Origin of the sequence: Luteimonas soli, assembly GCF_042648865.1 — a bacterium.
GTDB classification, from domain to species: Bacteria; Pseudomonadota; Gammaproteobacteria; order Xanthomonadales; family Xanthomonadaceae; genus Luteimonas; species Luteimonas soli.
Genome location: NZ_JBHRYA010000003.1, coordinates 449,146 through 463,213 on the forward strand (window position 1 = coordinate 449,146; position 14,068 = coordinate 463,213).

Annotated in this window: 12 protein-coding genes and 1 pseudogene; 4 read left to right on the forward strand and 9 right to left on the reverse strand. The window is 62.1% G+C overall.

Annotated features, from left to right (window positions below):
* Positions 1-15: 15 nt before the first annotated feature.
* From ACFONC_RS05310 to ACFONC_RS05330, 5 genes are all read right to left on the reverse strand, one after another.
* Positions 16-411: a hypothetical protein gene (locus ACFONC_RS05310; RefSeq protein ID WP_386742673.1), complete on the reverse strand. Its 396-nt coding sequence runs from the start codon at positions 409-411 to the stop codon at positions 16-18.
* Positions 412-806: 395 nt separating this feature from the next.
* Positions 807-2,642 carry an NADH:ubiquinone reductase (Na(+)-transporting) subunit F gene (locus ACFONC_RS05315; RefSeq protein WP_386742674.1) on the reverse strand — a complete coding sequence of 612 codons (1,836 nt, stop codon included), beginning with the start codon at positions 2,640-2,642 and terminating at the stop codon, positions 807-809.
* Positions 2,639-3,331: a PepSY domain-containing protein gene (locus ACFONC_RS05320; protein ID WP_386742675.1), complete on the reverse strand. Its 693-nt coding sequence runs from the start codon at positions 3,329-3,331 to the stop codon at positions 2,639-2,641. The genes ACFONC_RS05315 and ACFONC_RS05320 overlap by 4 nt, the downstream gene beginning before the upstream one ends.
* A 78-nt stretch (positions 3,332-3,409) precedes the next feature.
* Positions 3,410-6,124, reverse strand: a complete 2,715-nt coding sequence (locus ACFONC_RS05325; RefSeq protein WP_386742676.1) for a TonB-dependent receptor — start codon at positions 6,122-6,124, stop codon at positions 3,410-3,412.
* A 120-nt stretch (positions 6,125-6,244) separates the two neighbouring features.
* Positions 6,245-6,667, reverse strand: a complete 423-nt coding sequence (locus tag ACFONC_RS05330; protein ID WP_386742677.1) for a CopL family metal-binding regulatory protein — start codon at positions 6,665-6,667, stop codon at positions 6,245-6,247.
* Between the two features lie 140 nt (positions 6,668-6,807).
* On the opposite strand from ACFONC_RS05330, the gene hutC reads away from it, so the two are divergent.
* The 4 genes from hutC to hutG are packed head-to-tail and all read left to right on the forward strand — an operon-like array spanning position 6,808 to position 11,719.
* On the forward strand, positions 6,808-7,545 hold the full coding sequence (gene hutC / locus ACFONC_RS05335) for a histidine utilization repressor (protein WP_386742678.1): 738 nt from the start codon (positions 6,808-6,810) through the stop codon (positions 7,543-7,545).
* A 10-nt stretch (positions 7,546-7,555) separates the two neighbouring features.
* Entirely contained in the window at positions 7,556-9,247 is a 1,692-nt protein-coding gene (hutU, locus tag ACFONC_RS05340; RefSeq protein ID WP_386742679.1) for a urocanate hydratase, read from the forward strand.
* A 7-nt stretch (positions 9,248-9,254) separates the two neighbouring features.
* Complete coding sequence (gene hutH / locus ACFONC_RS05345) at positions 9,255-10,784, forward strand: histidine ammonia-lyase (protein ID WP_386742680.1); 1,530 nt, start codon at positions 9,255-9,257, stop codon at positions 10,782-10,784.
* Entirely contained in the window at positions 10,784-11,719 is a 936-nt protein-coding gene (hutG, locus tag ACFONC_RS05350; protein ID WP_386742681.1) for a formimidoylglutamase, read from the forward strand. The genes hutH and hutG overlap by 1 nt, the downstream gene beginning before the upstream one ends.
* 181 nt (positions 11,720-11,900) lie before the next feature.
* Here hutG and ACFONC_RS05355 read toward each other — a convergent pair.
* The 4 genes and pseudogenes from ACFONC_RS05355 to ACFONC_RS05370 all read right to left on the reverse strand — a co-directional run.
* A pseudogene (locus tag ACFONC_RS05355) lies at positions 11,901-12,091 on the reverse strand (transposase); the annotation flags it as partial.
* An 8-nt stretch (positions 12,092-12,099) separates the two neighbouring features.
* Positions 12,100-12,624 carry a DUF411 domain-containing protein gene (locus ACFONC_RS05360; RefSeq protein ID WP_386742682.1) on the reverse strand — a complete coding sequence of 175 codons (525 nt, stop codon included), beginning with the start codon at positions 12,622-12,624 and terminating at the stop codon, positions 12,100-12,102.
* 13 nt (positions 12,625-12,637) lie between these two features.
* Positions 12,638-13,135, reverse strand: a complete 498-nt coding sequence (locus ACFONC_RS05365) for a YybH family protein (protein WP_386742683.1) — start codon at positions 13,133-13,135, stop codon at positions 12,638-12,640.
* A 33-nt stretch (positions 13,136-13,168) separates the two neighbouring features.
* The gene (locus tag ACFONC_RS05370) at positions 13,169-14,062 is read right to left on the reverse strand and encodes a c-type cytochrome (protein WP_386742684.1); all 894 of its coding nucleotides are present in this window, start codon (positions 14,060-14,062) and stop codon (positions 13,169-13,171) included.
* Positions 14,063-14,068: the final 6 nt, after the last annotated feature.

Genomic DNA, 14,068 nt, shown 5'->3' on the forward strand with positions numbered 1-14,068 from the left:
ATGCCGGCGTCGCAGTCACCCGAAAATCGGAGGCTTGAACGGTGAGGTCAGCCGTGCTTGCAGCGGAATCGGCGTTATCGCAATTGCCAGGAAGCCGGTCGGCGCCACGGCCGGGAGAGTGTCCAAGATGGGTGGAGTCGCCGCAGCCCCGCCGCAGCAGTGCACGAAGTGCAACAGCACGTGCAGGGTTGTGGCCCCGTCCTCATCCTGTTCACCGGCCACGACCAGGTCGGCATCCACATCGTCGGCATGCAGGTCATGGACATGCGTGCCGGGGGAATCGTGAGCAAGTTCGTCGTGCATCGCACCGGCGGCTGCCAAAACCGGCTGCAGCACCAACCCCAGCGCAAACAACCCCAGCACAAAAATGCGCAGGAACGGCTGCCAACGATGGGGGCGAAAATGGATCATGGCCGCGCAGGATACCGGTCGGATAGGGGTTACACAATTTCACGTGGCGAATCGAAGCTGCCGTCGCTCGCGGAGGTCCCAATGGGCCTGGCAAACACCTCAGGGACATATTCGGCGAATTCACGCCCCGCCCCCGCGTGAGCCTACGCGTCACGCGAGAACTTGCGGCTTCCGGACGTCGGCCAGTTCCGTCGGCCTATGATCGAACGCGATGCTGGCGACTGCGGAGCCCCCCGAAGATGGGCGACCGCGGCCGACTAGTGACGCCACGTCATCGAGCACGTGCCAACGGTTGCAGGTTGCCAGGAAAGAACTCTCGCATCAAAGGTCACCACCTCACGACTTCGGATCTGGGATTGACCTGCTTGACGATCATGCCGAGTTCCTTGTGTGAGCTATATCTTAAAGTCGTCATAGGCGATTTGCCCTTGTCGGATTCCGAGCCTATCAAGGAGATTGCGTGTCGCTGAAAGCATTGCTGGGGGTCCGCAAAGATAGAATTCACAGGTATGGATATCTGGATGACTTTGCAGCAGTCCCTCATGCGTGGCCTCATGCACCAGCCCTTGTATCAATCCAGCACCATGTTCGGCAGCATCCGATAACACCAAGTGCCATGTGAAGTTCGGATGGGTGTTCGCCAGCTCGGCCATCTCATCGACATAAGGTGCTTCGCGCAAGTTACGTGCGCCGTACCAGAAGTGGATGCGCTCGCTTGCGTCGCGGTCGAGAAGCGAATGGATCATGGCGCGCAGCGGGGCCATGCCGGCGCCGCCACCGATGAACACCTTCTCCTTCGTCCCCGGCTTGAGCGCGAAGTCGCCAAACGGCCCGCTGAAATGCACACGGTCCCCAGGCTTGAGCGAATACAGGTAAGTCGAACCCTTGCCAGCGGGCTGGCGCTTCTTCCCCTGCCCGCCCGGGCTGAAGCGGACAAGCAGGGTGACCTTCCCGCCGGCTTTCTCCACCGGCAGGGACAGCGAGTACGATCGCCGTACCGGCTCCCTGGATGTCAACGTCGGCGGCAAGTCGAGCGCGGCCCAATCCGGGCGATGGTGCTCGGGATGATCGAGATCGTGCCGCTGCAGGGAGTACCCCGGCACGTGCACCTGCAGATAGGCGCCCGGCTGGAATTCCGATGACGCCAACGCGGCATCCGGTTCGAGCACGATTTCACGCAGGAAAGGCGTCACCGCCTCCACGCTGGCCACTGTACCTGTGCGTTCGGTCCACAGCGCGGCGCCACCCGCGACTTCGACCTGAGTATCCGAGCGCACCGGCACGTTGCACGCAAGGCGATAACCCAACCCCAACCGGCTCTTGTCCAGGTGCTCGCGGTCGGCGCTGGTCGGCTTGGGCGCATCGCCGCGCACGCGCACTTCGCACAGGCCACAGCTCTGGCCCCCGCCGCAATTGGACGGCAGCTGCAGGCCATTCCTGCCCAGTGCAAGGTAGACAGTGTCGCCCGAATGCGATTCCACCGAACGCAGCCTCGCGCCGCCGGCAGCAAACACGGTCAACTCATGGCGCGGCCGCCAGCGCGATGGGATGAACTCACCCAGGCGAAAGCTGGTCACCAGCAGCCAGATGCCCGACAGCGCAATCCACAATCCGCCTGCACCGGCCATCACGATCAGCGGATTGTTGAAATCCTGCTGCCGGGTGTAATCCATGAAGTGCAGCATCATGGCGAAGTCGAAGATCCGCCACGTGCTGCTGCGCCGTTCGAGGATGCGGCCGTCCTGTCCGGACAGGTACAGCGTCGTACCGTCGTCGTCGGCGAACGCCACGCGCCAGAGTGGGCCGGCATGACCGCGCGCCTCCCAGATCGTCTCTTTCATGAACTCCGGCGACGACGCCCGTCCCTCGCCCACGTAATCCGCCGCCGCGATCGCCGCGATCGCATCCGCGGTCACCGGCACAGGCTGTCCGTCGTCGACGCTGGCAAGCCAGCTTCCGTCCTTGTCGCTGAGCCGGTACACCGGCCGATCTCCCAGCCAATGGGTTTCGATCACCTGCACCGGACGCGTGGCCGCTGCAAGGATGGCCGCCGGGGAGACGGCGCTCCCGGGCCAGTCGGGCGTGTCGCCAGCCGGCGCGCGGTGATGCACGTTCTCCACGGCATTCTTGTCGAGCAGGCTCATGGTCAACCCGCTGCCCAGCCAGATCGTAAATTGCAATGCAACGGCCAGGCCGATCCACTTGTGCAGCTTCCGGATCCAGGGCGTCATGCGTCCACCCTCTTGCGGAAACTGTAGAACAGCAACCACACGCCGCTGAGCGCGAACAGAAAACCTACCGATGCCGCAACCCGGAACAACGTGTTGTGGACGTCCGTTCTCTCCTCGTAATCCATGATGTGGAGCATCCAGAGGAAATCGAACAACCGCCAGAAATCATGCCGCGTGGCCAGCAGTTCGCCCGTCTGCGGGGAAAAATACAAGGCGGTGTTGATGCGATCGCCGAATCTGGCTTGCCACATGGGAAGCGCGCGGGTCGCAACTTCCCTCGGCGCTTTGTGTATCAACTGCAGCGACTGCATCGGTGCTTCGCCCTGGTAGGTAGCCAGGGCCAGCCGACGCGCCGCAGACTCGTTGATCGGTCCGATCGTCGTGCCGGTGCGTGCATCGACCAGTTCGATGCCGGCGCCATGGTGCACCTCGTAGATTTCGCGCCCCAGCAACTGCCTGAGACGAAAGCCGTCCATGCCTGGATAACGCTTACCGATCACGCCCGGATCGATCAGTGCAGAGTCTCGTGCAAGCGCGGGTGCTTTCGAATGCGCCAGATGGTCGCCGTGGATGTAGTCGATCGACATGGCGGTCATGTAGAGCCCACTCACCGTCCACAGCAGGGCCTGTGCGCCGATGAACAAGGCAATCCATTTGTGGGCACGACGTGCCCAGAATGCGGGTTTCATAAGTGGTTCCTGCCGGTACAGGCCGAAAGGGAAACCTGGTTCCTCCCCGGCACACTCACCGGGAAGGAACCAAGCCGGTTACCAGCGGTAGGTCAGCTTCGCGTTCCAGCGACGGCCGAGCAGGTCGTAGGTCATGGTGTCGGTGTTGGCATCGGTATAGCTCTGGATGAAGGGCGCTTCCTTGTCCCAGAGGTTGTCGATTCCAAACGCGATGTCCATTGCCTCGTTGACGGCATACTTCGCCTGGACGTTGTGGTAGGTCAGACTTGACACGTGATCGCCGATATCGCCCTTGGCGGCATTGATGTCGTCTGCGGAGCCGATGTACTGGATGCTGTACGACCCCGACCACGGGCCTTGCACCAGCGTCAGCGCACCGAACGAACGCCAGTGCGTGAAGCTGCCGCGGCCGCCGGTGATGTTGCCGGCATAGTGGATCTCTTCCGCCTGCGGGAACGGCCTCACATCGTAGTTCTTGAGGTAGGAGAAATCCCAGTTGAGCGTGGCATCGATCCCGCCGATACCGAACTGGTAAATCGCGCCCAGGTCGATGCCGGAGACCCGCTCGCTGGCCGCGTTGACCGGCTGCGCGGACAGGTAGTTGATTTCTCCGGTCAGCGGATTTCGGGTGAAGTTCGACGGTGAACAGAACTGGTGTGCCAGCCCCGGCGTGTTGTAGCAGACCGCCAGCTTCGTCGATCCGTCGATGCGCTGGATCGCGTTGTCGATCTTGATGTTGAAGTAGTCGAAAGTCAGCGTGAGGCCTTCGGCGAACGTCGGGGTCCAGACCGCACCCACTGTCAACGTCTCGGCGTCCTCCGGCTCAAGGTTGGGATTTCCGCCGACCGTCGTCTGGATGGCTTTGCCGAGCTGGGTATAGCCGGCAGGAACCCCGGACGCCTGACAGTTTTGATAGACGACCGACGAGCTCGGCAGGCTGGCCCAGCCGCTGCATGGGTCGGTCGTGGTCAGGCCTCCTTCGGAGACACCGCCGAACAGTTCCGGCACGTTGGGAATGCGGAACGCCGTGGAATAGTTCGCGCGCAGCTTCAGCGATGGCACGATCTGCCAGTCCAGGCCCACTTTGTAGTTGGTGTCACCGCCGAACAGGTCGTAGTCGGAGTAGCGCACTGCCGCGTTCAGCGCCAGAGACTGGGCGAGGAACTTGTCCTGTAGCAACGGGATGGCGACCTCGGCGAAGATTTCCTTTGCCGTGTACTCGCCGGCAATCGAATCCTGCTGGTTGGTGTTGGCGATCCCCAGCACCGTGAGCGGATCCGGATCGCGCCAGCCGCGCTCCTTGCGCACTTCGATGCCGGTCGCCACGCCCACCCACCCTGCCGGCAGTTCGAACAGTTGGCCGCTCAGGTTGGCGGTGAAGCTCTTCTGTTCGTTCCCGCCGACGTCACGGGTCGTGTACAGGATGTAGTCGAGGACTTCCTGAGTCACGTCGCCGTAGCCCAGGTAGTCCGCACACGGGATGGCGGCGCCCGCCGCATTGCTGCAGATCGCGGTATTGAGCGTGTCGTCGACGCGGTCGAGGTTGGCGACCTTGGTCGAGCCATCCTGGCCGGTATTGCGGCCCCAGTTCACCGCGGCCGACCAGTTCCAGTAATCGCCGAACATGCCTTCCAGGCCCAGCACCGTGCGGAACGTGTCGACGTCCTGGTAGAACTCGCGTGGGCCGGCCTCCTTGAGGCTCCTGCGCTGAAGCAGCAGGTCCTGGCCGGTTGGGTTGGTCGGCTGGTTGGCAGCGATGTTGATCGGCCGATAGATGCCCAATGTGCCGGGCGTCGCCAGCTGGTCCGACTGGCGGTTGGTGTACATCAACTCGGTGAATGCGGTGACGTTATCGGTCAGGGAGAAGTTGCCGAACGCGCTGAAGCTGAGGCGCTTGATCGGATTGACCGCATTGAGCATCGAGTACGAGTTCTGGTTGTGCTTTTCGGGCGAGTATGGCTCGTAGAAATCGCCATCTCCGCCAATCTCCTGGTTGAAGTTGATGCGGCTTCCGTCAGGAAGCAAGGCGCGGCCGCCGATCGTGCTTGAGCTGCCGACGCACTGGAGCTTGCCGTCAACTTCGCCCAGGCCGCACGGGGCGCGATCTGCCATGTTGACCGTGCCGCCCTGGGAGTAGTTGATGGCGGTCATCAATGACCCGCGGTCATTGGACACGCCCCACGCAACGTCGACGGCGCCATCCTCTCCGTCCTGCTGGAACGTCTGGCCATAACGCACCGAGACTTCGGCGCCGTCGAACTTCTTCTTGGTGATGATGTTCACCACGCCCGCCACCGCATCCGCACCGTAGATGGCGGAGGCGCCGTCCTTGAGCACTTCAATGCGCGAGATCAATGCGACCGGAATGATGTTGAGGTCGACCGAGCTGTTTGCGCCTGTGCCCCCGTTGACGATGCGACGACCGTTGAGCAGGACCAGCGTGCGGCTGATGCCGAGGCCACGCAGGTTGACCTGGGTTGTGCCATAGCCGTTGTCCGCCCAGTATGCATTGGTCTGGTTGCCTGCAAACCCGGCCGAGGCCGGCAAACGTTGCAGCAATGTTTCGACAGAAGTTGCGCCCGATCGCTCGATCATCTCTTCATCGATGACGGATACGGGACCGACGCCTGAAATGGCCGCACCCTTGATGTGGCTGCCAGTCACGGTGACGGCGTCGAGGGTGGTTGCCTTGGTTGCCGCTTCATCCGAGGACTGGGCAAAGACGTTGGTCACGATGCCGGCAGACAGCAGTGTGCCGATCGCCAACGTGAGTTGGCTGCGGTTACAGAACATGGGGAACTCCTCAAACGGTTGTCATTTGAACTTGTCGGAGAATGCCCAAGCAACGCGATACGCATGCGTACGACGAGTGCTCACGGCAATGAAGGCCGCCTTGCCGGCAGCCGGACAAGTTCAACCGATGGGAGGTCGAAAGACGGATGAGAGTGAGCTTTTCCCGACCGTTGTCGGATCGGGCAATACAGGGATGTAGGCAAGCCAAGCCGTGCCAGCCGGCGGCACCTTGTGGGCAACCGAAACCTTGAGGAGATCGCAGGTACAGCTACACCCGGCATCCGTGCAATCGCAACCCTCATGCCCGTCGTCGCCCTGCCCCGGGGTTTCGACATCCGGGCAATCGGGGGCTGATGCGGTCGTTACGGTCGTTGCGATTGTTTCGGTCGCGCCATGGTGCGGGTCGCCCGCCTCATGATCGCCGGCATGCAGGTGCTGTACGGCACTCGTGGCCATCGCGCTGGCCTTCCACAGCCCCGCGCTGCCGTCGAGGCAGAACGCCAGGACCAGCAGGTAGCGAAGCATGGACGGGAGCTTGAACATCGGGATGCGCCGGCGCTTCCAGGTTGTCTATACCACCAGATACCACGGTAATAAACGCAATGTCAACCACAGGCGACTCCCTGCCCCTTCATGCGAGAACCGGGCGATCAGCCATCTTCCATGGCTTGTATAGACATGTCATGCTCTGGGGCATGGAGAAGCCAAAACCGCAGTACGTCAAGCTCAAGCACTACATCCTTCACCAGATCACCAGCGGGAAATGGCCGCCCCACAGCCAGATCCCCAGCGAGAACGACCTGGTGGCCCAGTTCAACGTTTCGCGGATGACCGTGAACCGTGCATTGCGCGAGCTCAGCGATTCGGGCGCGGTGAGCCGGGTGCAGGGCGTCGGTTCGTTCGTCGCAGTGCCGAAAGTCGACTCGCCGATGTTCGAGGTACGCAGCATCCGCGACGAGATCCATGCACGCGGACAGGTCCATGTGGTCAACGTCCTCGTTCGTGAGCTGGTCGCTTCGCGCGCGGTCACGACGCGAAGATTCGACCTGCCCGTCGGCAGCAACCTGTTCCATTCGCGTCTCCTGCACTTGGCGGACGGCAAGCCGTTGCAGCTTGAGGACCGCTTCGTCAACCCCGCATGCGCACCCGACTATCTCGACGTCGACTTCACTGTCGAGACTCCTCACGAGTACCTGACGCGGATCGCCCCGCTCGAACGGACCGAACACGAGATCGAGGCCGACGTGGCCAACGCGAAGATCGCCAGGATACTTCGCATCGAAGCTGGCGACCCGTTGCTCATCCTGAGCCGACGCACCTGGTCGCGAGGCCGTGTCGCCAGCCTTGTCCGCCTGACCCATCCCGCCGCCATCTACCGTTTCGTTGGCGCATTCCAGGTGGGTAGCAACCAACATTCCTGACGGAGTTCCCATGGACACTGGCATCAATCCCGCCGTCTCCGGCCCGCGTGTCGTCCGCGCTCCCCGGGGAGGCTCGCTTTCCTGCAAGTCGTGGCTGGTGGAAGCGGCCTATCGCATGCTTCAGAACAACCTCGACCCCGAGGTAGCGGAGCGTCCTGACGACTTGGTCGTCTACGGCGGCATCGGCAAGGCGGCCCGCGACTGGGCGAGCTTCGACCGCATCCTGTCTTCACTGCGATCACTGGAAGCCGACGAGACCCTGCTGGTCCAGTCGGGCAAGCCGGTTGGCGTCTTCCGCACGCATCCCGACGCGCCTCGCGTCCTACTGGCCAATTCCAACCTCGTGCCGAATTGGGCCAACTGGGATCACTTCAACGAGCTCGATCGCAAGGGCTTGATGATGTACGGCCAGATGACGGCAGGCTCCTGGATCTACATCGGCTCTCAGGGCATCGTACAAGGCACTTATGAAACGTTCGTCGAGCTTGGCCGCCAGCATCACGACAGCGACTGGTCGGGCAAATGGGTCCTCACGGCGGGCCTGGGCGGCATGGGCGGCGCACAACCCCTTGCAGCCAAGCTTGCCGGCGCCAGCTGCATCGTCATTGAATGCCAGGAATCGCGGATCGATTTCCGCTTGCGCACGCGCTACCTCGACAAGAAGGCGCATTCGATCGAAGAAGCCCTCGCGCTGGTGAAAAACGCCGGGTCGCCCGTGTCGGTCGGCCTGCTTGGCAATGCGGCGGAGCTGCTGCCCCGCTTCGTCGATCTGGCACGTCAGGGCTGCGCCAGGCCGGCCGCGGTGACCGACCAGACCTCCGCCCACGACCTCGTCAACGGATACCTGCCTGCAGGATGGTCCGTCGATCGGTGGGATGCCGCACGCGCCGACTCCTCGCAGCACAAGACCCTGCAAGCCGCCGCGGCGACCTCATGCGCCGACCACGTTCGCGCCATGCTCGATTTCCATGACATGGGTGTGCCCACGATCGATTACGGCAACAACATCCGCCAGGTCGCCCTCGACCAGGGCGTCGCCAATGCATTCGATTTTCCCGGTTTCGTACCTGCATGCATCCGGCCGCTGTTCTGCCAGGGCAAGGGGCCGTTTCGCTGGGTTGCTCTGTCCGGCGATCCCGAGGACATCTACCGGACGGACGCCAAGGTCAAGGAGCTCTTTCCCGATGACGCCCCGCTCCATCGCTGGCTCGACCAGGCGCGCGAGCACATCGCGTTCCAAGGCTTGCCTGCACGCATCTGCTGGCTGGGATTGGGCCAGCGCCACCTTGCCGCCATGGCGTTCAACGAGATGGTGCGCTCGGGCGAACTGAAGGCTCCGGTAGTGGTGGGTCGCGACCATCTTGACTGCGGGTCCGTGGCCAGCCCGAACCGGGAAACCGAAGCGATGCTGGATGGGTCCGATGCCGTGTCGGACTGGCCGTTGCTCAACGCAATGCTCGCGGTGTCCGGCGGCGCCACCTGGGTCAGCCTGCATCACGGCGGCGGTGTGGGGATGGGGTTCTCCCAGCATTCGGGCGTGGTGATCGTGTGCGATGGCACGGACGAGGCCGCCAGACGGATCGAGCGCGTGCTGTGGAACGACCCGGCGACAGGCGTCATGCGTCACGCCGATGCCGGTTACGACCTGGCACTTCAATGCGCCGAGGACCATGGCCTCAACCTACCTTCAATCACCGGATGACACCTCAATGTTGACGCTGACGCCAGGACAATTTTCGCTGTCCCAGTTGCGGTCGATCGCAACCCAGTTCACTGCGATCGGCTTACCTCCTGCGAGCAAGCTGGAGGTGGATGCGGCGACGCGCACCGTCGCATCGATCGTCGCTGCAGGAAAACCGGCCTACGGGATCAATACCGGCTTCGGACTGCTTGCCAGGATTCACATCCCGGAAAACCAACTCGAGCAGCTCCAAACCAACCTCGTGAGGTCCCACGCCGCGGGCACAGGCCCCTTGCTGGACGATGCAACGGTTCGCCTGATCCTCGCGCTGAAGATCGCATCCCTCGCACGCGGCCATTCCGGCGTGCACTGGGAACTGCTGGAAAGCTTGGTCGGTCTTTACAACGCGCAGGTTTGGCCATGCATTCCTTCGCAAGGATCGGTGGGGGCCTCTGGCGACTTGGCTCCCCTGGCCCATCTCGCCCTGGCAGCGATGGGCGAGGGATCGGTCCGGGTCGGCGGCGAGGTGATGCCAGCAAGCGAAGGCTTGCGGCGCTCGGGCCTGCGACCGATACAACTGGGGGCGAAGGAGGGTTTGGCCCTCCTCAATGGCACGCAGGTCTCCACCGGCATCGCGCTGATGTCGCTGTTCTCTGCCGAGCAGGCGTTCGCTGCTGCCGTGCTCGCCGGCGCCCTTACCGTCGATGCTGCTTGCGGCTCCGATACGCCCTTCGACGAACGCATCCACGCGCTACGCGGCCAACCCGGTCAGATCTACGTGGCCAGGCTGTATCGGGATCTGCTCGATGGCAGCGCCATCCGTGAGTCCCACCGCTTCGAGGATTCCCGCGTCCAGGACCCCTACAGCCTGCGTTGTCAGCCCCAAGTCATGGGTGCGTGCTGGGATGTGCTGGGCCAGTCGGCCAGGACGCTGCTGATCGAGGCCAATGCGGTTTCCGACAATCCGTTGCTGTTCCCGGATACCGGGGAAGTGTTGTCTGGTGGCAACTTCCACGCCGAACCGGTTGCATTTGCTGCCGACCAAATCGCCATTGCCGCCTCGGAGATCGGTGCGCTTTCCGAGCGGCGTATTGCATTGCTTGTCGACGCCCACCTCTCCGGCTTGCCTGCGTTCCTGGTCAGCAGCCCGGGCATCAACTCAGGGTTCATGATCGCCCATGTGACCGCTGCGGCACTGGCCAGCGAAAACAAGACCCTCGCACATCCTGCCAGCATTGATTCGATGCCGACTTCAGCCAATCAGGAAGACCATGTCAGCATGGCCACGTTCGCTGCCAGGAAATCCGGCGATGTCGTTACCAACGTACGCCTCATCGTCGCCATCGAGTTGCTGGCCGCCTGCCAGGGCATCGAGTTTCGGCGACCCTTGCATTCATCGGAACGACTTGAGCAGGTTTTCGACCTGATCCGCATGGCGGTCCCCAAGTACGACGAGGACCGCTACTTCGCACCGGAAATAGCTGCATCGGATTCCTTGATCGGATCTGGTCAACTTGCTGCACTCTTGCGCACTGAATTCCCAGACCAGCTGGACTGATGATGGAAGGTTGGCATGGTCGTGTCGACGACCCGGGAGACCTTGAAACATTCCGATGGCACCAGGTTGTTCGCCCCTTCGACAATCTGGCGATGCCGGGAATCGCATTGGTTGGTTTTGCCAGCGACGAAGGCGTAAGACGCAACCATGGCCGTGCGGGAGCCGTGGAAGGACCATCGGCGTTGCGAAAGGCTCTATCGAACCTGCCGGCGATTAATTCTTGCTCCGTATACGACACGGGTGACATCACTTGCCTCGACGGCGATCTCGACGGTGCGCAGAGTCGGTATGCCGATCGTGTAAGCCATCTGCTTGCGAAGGGTCATTTTCCCCTAGGCATGGGGGGCGGTCACGAGATCGGCTTTGCGAGCTATCTGGGGCTAGCTAGGAGCGATCGCCCGGGTCGCATCGCCATCGTCAATCTGGATGCCCATCTGGATTTGCGCGATGAGCCAGCGGGGACGTCGGGAACATCCTTCCGGCAGGCCATACAACATGCCCGCGCGCACGAAATTTCGTTGGATTACATCTGCCTCGGAGTAAGCGCATCCTCGAACACTCAACGGTTGTTTCGTAACGCACAAGAGGCTGAGATACACCTGTTAATGGACCATGAAATGACGCAGTCGAGCTTGGACAGCAACATCGATCAAGTATTGCGTTGGCTCGAACCGGCGGATTCCATCTACCTCACCATCTGTCTTGACGTCTTACCGGGTTACGTCGCTCCAGGCGTAAGCGCACCAAGTCCCCGGGGGGTTCCGTTGGAGGTCATTGAGCCGCTCATCTCTGCCATCTCAGCGACTGACCGACTCAAGGTTTGCGACATCGCAGAACTATGTCCACGGCTGGATATCGACAATGCTACTGCCCGAGTTGCGGCCCGCTTGGTCTATCAACTTGCGACGGCAAAGAGCGCACGTCCATTGGCCTGACCATGTGGCCCTCTCAATCGTACTGTTTGCGTTAGGGCAGCGCTGATCATGTAGCCGCGGCACCTGCGTGGTCGACCGATCTGGTTCGAACGACCTTGCTGGTGTGATCCAAGGCAGTATCGAGTTCTCGTTTCGGGCGCCCCGGGCCGCTTGTGCGGCCACACGGCACCGCTGGGCGCAGCTATCCCACGAACCGGACACGTGCCAGGCACAGGTTCGCCAACCCCAGCGTCACGAAGCTGCGGTTGGCATTCTTCTCCAGCCCGCGGTAGCGTGCCTTGGCAAAGCCCTACAACGCTTCACCACCGAAAACTCGTGTTCCACCCGCGCCCGGATCTTCGACTTGTTGCGGTTCCGGCTGTGCTCGACTTCACCCTACCCTACAAATGCTGGGCAAACGGGACAGTGGTTCCGTCGCGTTGGACCAACTCCACCGTATAGGCCTGCTGAGTGCCGTCTGGCATTTCCATGCCAGGGGAACCGGCCGGCATACCCGGCAGCACCAGCCCCTTGGCGTCGGGGCGTTGAGTCAACAGGCGCTGAATATCCTGAGCCGGGACATGGCCTTCCACGAAGTAGCCGGCGACTTCTGCGGTGTGACACGAGCCCTTGCCGTAGGGCACGCCGACGTGTTCCTTAATGGGATTGAGGTTGTCTTCATTGCGCACTTCCACAGCGAAACCAGCATCACGCAAATGCGTGACCCAGAGTTCGCAACAGCCGCATCTCGGGCTCTTGTGCACGATCATGGCTGGCCATGCCTGTGCCTTTTCGGCGATGGCCTGGGTCGAAGGCGACGCCGATTCCACCATCGGTGACGTAGCTTCGGGTGACCGCGCGCAGGCCATCATCGTGGTGGCCCCAGCCAGGACTCCCAGCGTCATGAGAAGATTTCGGATGCTCATATCACCTTCCTGCTTAATGTTTGGGTCGCGATGACCAATGGATGTGAACGATTTTCCAGCCAGCCAATGTCTGCTTCAGCACCATGGTTTCCGTGCTGAGCAAGATCATGGCCTTCCCATCTTTCGTAGTGTGAAACTCAGTTTCCGTGCCGACCCAAGCCATGCCGCCGTCTACCCGCGCAGCCCGTTGCTTGACCTGACTATGTGCAGTCTTGAGGAAAGCTGCATCGTGGATGGCGTGCCCGCCGAGGTACTCGGCACGTGAATGCTCCGCACCGCCGCTTTCAAGAATGAGTACGTCGTCGGCCAACAATGCACCCGCACGATCCAGGTCGCCGGCGTGCATCGCGGCCGAGAACTGCTCGACCACTGCCACGACTGGTTTGGCCTGATCGCTGACGGTGACGACCGGCGCCGCAGGCGTGGCGGGTTTCGGGTCGTGTGCCAGTGCGAGCATCGGCAAGGCCATCAGAACCGCCAGCCACCACGAGGCGTTGAAGTGGGATTTCATTCGGAGTGATCCTGTCGTTGAAGAAAGGAAGAGCTAGTGCTGATGGCCGTCGTCGGCGTGCTCGGCCGGGGCCGGATCTGGCATCTGCATGCCGGCGTGCTCGTCCACTGTCAGTGCCGGTTCGGTGGTCTTTTTCGCAGCAGGCGCCTTGTCGTCGTGGAGTGGTGTGCCCGAGGCATGCGAATGCGGCTTGGTCTCGCCGCCGGCTTCGTCAGCGTCCATATCCATGCCGACATGCGGGTCGACGGCTTTGTCCTGGTGTGGGGGAGTGCCGGGCGGATGCGCATGCGGCCTGGCTTCGTCGTTCGGCATGCTTTCCATCTGGCCGTGTTCATCGCCCTCTTCGTGATGATCGTTCGCTTCGCCTGCCGCATGCGCATGACCGCCGGTTTCACCACCGCCGTGGGAGTGGCCTCCACTACTCGCGACCAGTGCCTGATACTGCTCGGCATTGAGCTTGGGCAGGGTTTGCAGGAAGGCCGCCATGTTCCAGATGTACTCATCGTCCATGCTCTTGCCCCAAGCCGGCATGCCCGACGCCTTGATGCCGTGCTTGATCACCCAAAATGCTTCTCGCGGGTCGACCATGTGTTGCGTAAGGTCCGGGGGCGCCGGGTACAAACCCTTGCTGAGTTCGGTTTCAGTCATGCCCGGGCCGAGATGGCAGCCCGTGCACATGGCGTTGTAGTTGCCGGCGCCCTGCTTGATTCGTGCTGGATCCGCAAGGTCGGGCAATTGCAGATCATTGGCACGGGCTGCAATGGACCGTTCACGCAAGGTTTGCAGGACTGAGTACACCGGCCGCGTATGTGTGTCATCGGCACCGATGTTGTAGAGCCCGGACCAGATGAAAAGACCAATGATCAGCAGCGATAGCAAGGCAAGTACAACGACAGTGATGAGCGAATGGCGTGTGACGATCGGCATGGGTGA

What these genes read in the sequence shown, in the direction of transcription:
- ACFONC_RS05310 (WP_386742673.1), bottom strand. Translation starts at nt 411, where the DNA reads ATGATCCATTTTCGCCCCCATCGTTGGCAGCCGTTCCTGCGCATTTTT.
- ACFONC_RS05315 (WP_386742674.1), bottom strand. Translation starts at nt 2,642, where the DNA reads ATGACGCCCTGGATCCGGAAGCTGCACAAGTGGATCGGCCTGGCCGTT.
- ACFONC_RS05320 (WP_386742675.1), bottom strand. Translation starts at nt 3,331, where the DNA reads ATGAAACCCGCATTCTGGGCACGTCGTGCCCACAAATGGATTGCCTTG.
- ACFONC_RS05325 (WP_386742676.1), bottom strand. Translation starts at nt 6,124, where the DNA reads ATGTTCTGTAACCGCAGCCAACTCACGTTGGCGATCGGCACACTGCTG.
- ACFONC_RS05330 (WP_386742677.1), bottom strand. Translation starts at nt 6,667, where the DNA reads ATGTTCAAGCTCCCGTCCATGCTTCGCTACCTGCTGGTCCTGGCGTTC.
- hutC (WP_386742678.1), top strand. Translation starts at nt 6,808, where the DNA reads ATGCTCTGGGGCATGGAGAAGCCAAAACCGCAGTACGTCAAGCTCAAG.
- hutU (WP_386742679.1), top strand. Translation starts at nt 7,556, where the DNA reads ATGGACACTGGCATCAATCCCGCCGTCTCCGGCCCGCGTGTCGTCCGC.
- hutH (WP_386742680.1), top strand. Translation starts at nt 9,255, where the DNA reads ATGTTGACGCTGACGCCAGGACAATTTTCGCTGTCCCAGTTGCGGTCG.
- hutG (WP_386742681.1), top strand. Translation starts at nt 10,784, where the DNA reads ATGATGGAAGGTTGGCATGGTCGTGTCGACGACCCGGGAGACCTTGAA.
- ACFONC_RS05360 (WP_386742682.1), bottom strand. Translation starts at nt 12,624, where the DNA reads ATGAGCATCCGAAATCTTCTCATGACGCTGGGAGTCCTGGCTGGGGCC.
- ACFONC_RS05365 (WP_386742683.1), bottom strand. Translation starts at nt 13,135, where the DNA reads ATGAAATCCCACTTCAACGCCTCGTGGTGGCTGGCGGTTCTGATGGCC.
- ACFONC_RS05370 (WP_386742684.1), bottom strand. Translation starts at nt 14,062, where the DNA reads ATGCCGATCGTCACACGCCATTCGCTCATCACTGTCGTTGTACTTGCC.